The sequence below is a fragment of the Nonomuraea antri genome (genome assembly GCF_013283785.1).
Classification (GTDB): domain Bacteria; phylum Actinomycetota; class Actinomycetes; order Streptosporangiales; family Streptosporangiaceae; genus Nonomuraea; species Nonomuraea antri.
The window spans coordinates 1-6280 of sequence record NZ_JABCPZ010000371.1 but is presented as its reverse complement, the minus strand read 5'-3'; the positions used below and the strand labels follow the sequence as shown (position 1 = coordinate 6280).

The 6280-nt window shown below is 75.0% G+C and carries 6 protein-coding genes; 2 read left to right on the top strand and 4 right to left on the bottom strand.

Annotated features, from left to right (window positions below):
* A partial coding sequence (locus HII36_RS52410) for a YncE family protein (RefSeq protein WP_217371056.1) occupies positions 1 to 742 on the top strand: 742 nt, incomplete at its 5' end.
* Here HII36_RS52410 and HII36_RS52405 read toward each other — a convergent pair.
* Positions 687 to 1424 (bottom strand): CTP synthase C-terminal region-related (seleno)protein, encoded by a 738-nt coding sequence (locus HII36_RS52405; protein ID WP_173530891.1) that lies wholly within the window; start codon positions 1422 to 1424, stop codon positions 687 to 689. The genes HII36_RS52410 and HII36_RS52405 overlap by 56 nt on opposite strands.
* 69 nt (positions 1425 to 1493) lie before the next feature.
* Between HII36_RS52405 and HII36_RS52400 the strand changes: the two genes are divergently transcribed.
* Positions 1494 to 2432, top strand: a complete 939-nt coding sequence (locus tag HII36_RS52400; protein ID WP_173530890.1) for a LysR family transcriptional regulator — start codon at positions 1494 to 1496, stop codon at positions 2430 to 2432.
* Position 2433: 1 nt separating this feature from the next.
* Here HII36_RS52400 and HII36_RS52395 read toward each other — a convergent pair whose 3' ends face one another.
* The 3 genes from HII36_RS52395 to HII36_RS52385 form a co-directional block, all read right to left on the bottom strand.
* Positions 2434 to 3762, bottom strand: coding sequence for a serine hydrolase domain-containing protein (locus HII36_RS52395; protein WP_173530889.1), 1329 nt, complete (start codon positions 3760 to 3762; stop codon positions 2434 to 2436).
* Between the two features lie 19 nt (positions 3763 to 3781).
* Positions 3782 to 5335, bottom strand: a complete 1554-nt coding sequence (locus HII36_RS52390) for a hypothetical protein (RefSeq protein WP_173530888.1) — start codon at positions 5333 to 5335, stop codon at positions 3782 to 3784.
* A gap of 71 nt (positions 5336 to 5406) precedes the next feature.
* On the bottom strand, positions 5407 to 6280 hold an 874-nt coding region (locus tag HII36_RS52385; protein WP_217371055.1), incomplete at its 5' end, for an alpha/beta hydrolase family esterase.

Here is a 6280-nt window from a genome sequence, read left to right as displayed (position 1 = left end):
CACCCGCCCCGACCGGTACCGGGTGCGCAGGTACGACGTGGCCGCGGGCCGGCTGGCCCCGCTGTTCACCCGGGACAAGAAGCAGATCCCGGAGAACGAGGAGGAGGACATGCGCGGTGCGGGCCGCGCCGCCGTCCGCCATCCGGGGGCCGGCGTCCTGTACACGCTCTACACCCACCAGGACGACCACCTGCACACCCGCGATCTGGCCGCCGGGCGGGACCTGAGCCCGGGCACGCACGCGTTCGTGCACGTGCTGCACCTGGATGCGGTGTGGGCGTTCTGCCTGGATCTGCCCGCGCCGTTCGGGCTGGGCCCGGCGCGGGCGCACACGCTGGCGCTGGTGGGTGAGCGGTTGTTCGTCTTCGACGCCTCCACCGGCCGGCTGGCGCAGGCCTCGACGGAGGAGCTGACGATCGGGCGCAGCGCGATGCTGGGCCCGATGGACGGTGAGGCGTTCGCGGCCGGCGGGGACGGCCGATTGTACCTGGCGGCGGGCCGTCAGGTGGTGGTGGCCGACGCCGAGACGCTGGCCGTGCTCGCCCGCTGGGAGCTGCCCGCCTCGGCCCGCGGCCTGGCGCTCGCGTCGGCCGGTCCCACCTCGCCCGCACCGCTGGGCGAGCTGCTGGCCGGGGCGGGTGAGCAGGTGCTGCGGCTGGACGCCGCCTCCGGCGCGGTGCTGGGCGTCATCGCGCTGCCGGGGTTGCGGGTGCTGCGCCACGCCGAGCTGCGGCCCGGCTGACCACGGCGGCGGCGAACGCGGCGATGACCGGGTGCGGCCGCCGTCCGTCGCCCGCCAGTTCGGGCTGGAACAGGGTGCCCAGGTAGAAAGGGTGTCCGGGCAGCTCGCCGACCCGGACACCGCCGCCGTCAGCGCCGCCGTCGTCGGCGTGGCCGGAGAAGACCAGGCCGTGCTCGGTCAGCAGCCGGTGGTAGGCGGGGTTGAGCCCGTAGGAGCAGACGTAGGACTCCATCGTGGTGTCGGCGCCGACGATCTGCTCGATCAGGGTGCCCGGCGCCAGCCGGACCAGCCCTTCGTGGCCGGACAGGGAGCAGGTCAGCGGCGTGAGCAGCAGGTCGGCGGCGCCGGGGTCGTTCTCGGCGTGCGCGGCGGCGGCCACGCCGCACACGGTGCGCGCGTACTCCAGGAGCATGTGCTGGAAGCCCGCGCACGTCCCGAGGAACGGGATGCCGTGTTCGCGTGCGGTGCGCGCGGCCCGCACGGCGCCTTCCTCGCTGCGGTACGGGCTGCCGGGCAGCAGCCAGATGCCGTCGAAGCCGTCGAGGTCGTGGGTGTCGGTGGTGGGGATCCAGTACGGGTCGAGTGCGATGCCGTCGCGTTCCAGCAGCGCCTCGACGAGCAGTGGGACGCGGGCGTGGGAGCGGACGCCGGGGGAGCGGTCTCCGACGAGGGCGATGTGCATGCCCTCATCGTGGCCGCGACTCCGGTTAAGCGCCAACGATGATTCCTGGACGTGCTATAAGCATCACTGATGGACCCTCATTTGCTGACCACGTTCGTGACCGTCGCCAGGCACGGATCGTTCTCGGCCGCCGCCGACGAGCTCGGCTACACCCAGTCGGCGATCTCTCAGCAGATCGCCGCGCTGGAGTCCGATCTGGGGTTGCCGTTGTTGCGGCGCCGTCCGGTGGAGCCGACGCCGGCCGGGGAGCGGCTGCTGGAGCACGCCGGGCCGCTGCTGCTGCGCCTGCGCGCGGCCCGCGCCGACGTGCTGCGCACCGGCGCGCAGCCGGCGCACGCGCTGACGCTGTCGGCCACGCCGCTGGCGCTGACCGCGGGGCTGGCGCGGCGGCTGGCGGCGGCGCGGGCGGCGCGGCCGCGGCTGGAGGTGACGATCCGCACCTGCGACCGTGATCAGGTGGCGCGGGCGGTGGCGGCGGGTGAGTCGCAGCTCGGGCTGGCCGACGGCATCGCCGCGCCCAGCGATCCGCTGCGGCTGCCCGAGGTGGGGCCGCTGACCAGGATCGGGGTGGCCGAGGAGGAGCTGGTGGTGGCGCTGCCCGCCGATCACCCGCTGGCCGGGCGGGCCGGGCTGCGGCTGGCCGACCTGATCGACGCCCGGTGGCTGCAGACGCCGTTGTGCCCGCTGGAGCGGCTGCGGGCGCTGCTGGGCGAGGGGTTCCGCGCCGCGCTGGACTACCGGGGCGACGACGTGCACACGGTCCTCAACCTGGTGGCGGCCGGTCACGGGCTGACGCTGCTGCCCGCCTCGGCGGCGGGCCGCAGCGGCCAGGAAACCAGCAGCGGCCACGAAACCAAAAGCGGGGGCTGGTGCGGGGTGCCGCTGGTGGCGCCCCGGCTGGTGCACCGGGTAGAACTGCTGCACCCGGCGCTCCCGCCCGGCCCCGCCGCCGACGTCGCCGCCGAGCTCGCCGCCCGGCCGGCCACCGGCCAGGACCAGCCCAGGTGAGTCAGAGCTGCCAGCCGTCCACGCCGCCCGGCACCGGCGCGCCCGGGTCGTACGGCTCGCGGGTGAAGATGAACGTGTTGAGGTCGAGGTGGCCGTCGCCGACCCGCAGCGTCTCGCCCGCGTAGTAGCCGTCGAGCCCGAGCCAGGTGCCGTCGGCCTGGGCGACGAAGCGCGAGGCGCGGCCGGCGCCGCTGACCGGGGTCAGTGACAGCCCGCGCTCGGGCAGCAGCTTGAGCACGTACGGGCGCGGCCCCCAGTGCCACAGCCCGGTCAGGGCGAGCAGGCCGGGGTCGGCGGTGCCGGGCAGCCATTCGCCCGGCAGGCGCGGCTCGTGCTCCTCCAGCAGGTCGAGCAGGTCGGTCAGCAGTTTGCCGCGCACGCCGGAGGTGGTGTTGGCCAGGAACAGCACGCCGTCGCCGCTGTCGGCGTCGGCCCAGACGGTGGCCACGAAGCCGGGCATGGAGCCGGTGTGCCCGGCCAGGACGCGGCCGCGGTGGCGGGTCAGCTGCAGGCCCAGGCCGTAGCCGTCGTTCCAGTCTGCGGCGTCGACGCCGGCCGGTTCGCGCATCTCGGCCAGGGTGTCGCCGGACAGGACGCCGCCGGTGTCGCCGCCGACGAACGCGGCGAAGCGGCCCAGGTCGGCGGCGGTGGACCAGAGTTGCCCCGCCGGGGCCATGGCGACGGCGTCGTGTTCGGGCTCGGGCAGCAGCACGTCGGCGAAGGGGTGCACGGCGTAGCCGGTGGCGTGGGGGGCGCGCGGGCGCGGGGTGGTGTCGTTCATGCCGAGCGGGCGCAGCACCTCGTCCTGGACGGCCTGCAGCCAGGTGGTGCCGCGCAGCCGCGCGACCATCTCGCCGAGCAGGCCGTAGCCGAGGTTGGAATAGTGGAAGCGGCGGCCGGGGCGGTGCTTGAGCTCGCCGGGGCCGACGCGCTCCAGCAGGTCGCCGGCGGGCAGGCCGGGGGTGCGCTCCCACCAGTCGGTGGGCGGCTCGGCGGTCAGCCCGCCGGTGTGCGAGAGCAGCTGAGCCACGGTGACCTGCCCGAACGGGGTGCCGGGCAGGTATTTGCCGACCGGGTCGGCGATGTCGAGCAGCCCTTCGTCGCGCAGCCGCATCACCACCACCGCCACCAGGGACTTGGTGATCGACCCCAGCCGGTACTGGGTGGCGGGCGTGGGCTGCGCCCCGTCGACGCGCCCGCGCCCGCCGAACCAGACCTGCTTCCCGTCGCGGACGATCGCCGCGACCACGGACGGCACCCGGCACTCTGCTTGCTCGACGGCGAGCCTGCGCAGCAGGGCTGTGGCCGTCGTCTGTCCCACCTGACTCATGGGCCCCTAGGGTAGTGCGTCACAGGGGCAGCAGTTCCGGGCCGATCAGCTCGCCCTGGTGCGGCTGCGGGTGGGCCTGGTCGTGGTAGTAGTGGCCGGCGTACCAGACGACGACGTTGGCGCCGTTGATCGATTCGCCGTCGACGAACCGGTTGAGCATGGCCCGGTTGCGCGAGTCGGGGTCGCCGTCGTACAGCTCGGCCGGGTGGTGGCGCAGGAACCACAGGTCGGAGACGCCGTAGGCGTCGGCGGTGCCGTCGAAGGGGCCGGGGTGGATCTGGTAGCCGCGTCCTGAGGACTTGTCGCGCACCTGCCAGTACTTGGCCGGGTGGCGGCGCCGGCGTGAGGTCTCGCGGATGATCGTCACCGGTTCGGGGATGAGGGAGCCGCTCTCGTCGATCTGCTCGACGACGTCGTTGCCGGCGCCCTCGATGTCGAAGTCGAAGCGCCAGTAGGCGTGGTGGCGGTGCACCTGGCAGGTCATCGGGTTGCGGGTGGCGGCGAAGCCGAAGCGGGGGCGGATGGTGCCGTCGTCGCCCAGCCGCCAGTCGCTGGCGTAGCGGTACCAGCCGGCCGCCAGTTCGCTGACGATGCGCAGCTCGCCGCCGTCGTGGTGGAAGGCCACGCCCTGGAAGCCGCCGGCGTCGGTGCCGGGGCGTTCGAGTATGGTGCGCGGCGGCCTGTCGCACAGCCGCCAGCCCCAGCCGACCGGGTCGGTGCCGGAGGCGTTGAAGCGGGTCTCGAAGGAGACGTCGTCGCGGAAGGTGGTGCCTTCCTCGTATTCGACGTTGAGCACGGGCACGTGCGCCTGGCGCAGCATGAGCCGTCCCCGGTGGCGGACGTCGCGTAACTCGACGCCGCCGCCGACGCCGGGGTTCTGCGGCGCGGACGCGCGCGGGCGCACCACCAGCAGGTTCCACAGCTCCGTGCCGCCGCGCAGGACCCGCACCCGCACCTGGTCGGGGCCGCCGTGGTCGGTGAGCGCGTCCACGCCTTCTGGGACGGTGTCCTCGCAGTCGTGGTGCATGCGCGGGTTGATCCCGGACGGCGTCCAGTCGACGGCGCGGCCGAGCAGGTCGACGGCGACGATGCGGTGGCGCAGCCCGGTCGGCTCGCCCGGGGTGTACAGGCCGAGCGTGGGGCGGCGCACGGTGGTGCCGTCGGGGTTCTCCCGGTCGGCCAGCGGCGGCATGGGCCGGTAGACGACCACGTCGTCGCCGGCCGGGAAGCGCGGGTCGGCGCGCAGGATCGCGGCGGCGGCGACCAGCTCTTCGCGGCTGGGCGGCGGCCGGTCGGCGCTGGGCCGCAGCTCGGCGCGTTCGGGCCGGTCGAGGGTGCCGCGCAGCTCGACGGCGCGGTTGCCGACCGGGTCGAAGACGGTGGCGCGGAACGGCGCGTTGTCGCCGGGGTCGTGGCCGAGGCCCGGGGCGAAGGAGACGGCCAGGCGGGCGGGGTCGGCCACGTCGAGCGCGGCCAGCGCCCCCGGGTGCTCGGCGATCGCCTGCCGCAGCCGCTGCGCGCTCAGCCCGGGGCGGGGGACGGCTTCGATGATGACGCGGACGTCGGTGTCCATGCGATGTTCTCCCCGTTCACGTGATTCCTGATGCGACCCCGCCCCGCGCCGTCCGGGGCCGGTACGCGGGCTCATCGATGCGATACGCGGTCGAAGACGTCGAGGATGAGGTCGGTGGCGTCCAGGTGGCGGGCGGTCCGGCCGAGCCTGGGCACCTCGATGGGGCCCGGCCAGGTGTGCCCGCCGCCGTGGACGGTGTACAGGCGCAGTGTCGCGCCGTCGCGGCAGCTTGGCCAGATGCGCAGGCGTACCTGCTCGTCCAGGCGCCGCCGGGTGCCGGCGGCGCAGCCGAGCGCGGCGGCCCAGCCTTCGACCACCTGCTCCACCGGTGGCAGCACCACCAGGTCGGCGAGTTTGCGCAGGTCCCCGGTGGCGTCGCGGAGCGGGTGGCCGCCGTCGTAGGGGACGACGCGGTCGTCGACGCCGTGGAAGGCGACGATGGTGGTGGGGGCGGCGCCGTCGCAGGGGCGTACCAGGTTGACGCCGGCGACGGGGGCGACGCCGGCCAGGCGGCCGTCGAGTGCGCAGATCAGCGCGGTGGACATGCCCGCCCCGTACGACAGCCCGGCGGCGAACTGGCGGCTCTCGTCCACGCACAGGCGTCGTTCGAGGCGGTCGAGCAGGGCCGACAGGAAGCCGGTGTCGTCGGGGCCGCCGGTGTGGGGCAGCGTCCAGGCCAGGCGGCCTTCGGCGGCCTGCGGGGTGGCCACGATGTAGCCGCGCCGGGCGCCCTGCTCGGCCAGGCGGCTGTAGGCCGACTGCTCGGCGGCGTTGGAGCCGAGTCCGTGCAGGTCGAGCAGGACGGGGTGCGGGCCGGGCCCCTTCGGCACGCGCAGCAGGTAGGTGCGGGTGAGCCCGCCGAAGCTCATCTCGTGCCTGCCGGACCGCGGCCGCTCCCCGCCGCCGGCGGTGGGGCCGCAGCCGGAGGTGGGGCGGGGTGCGGCC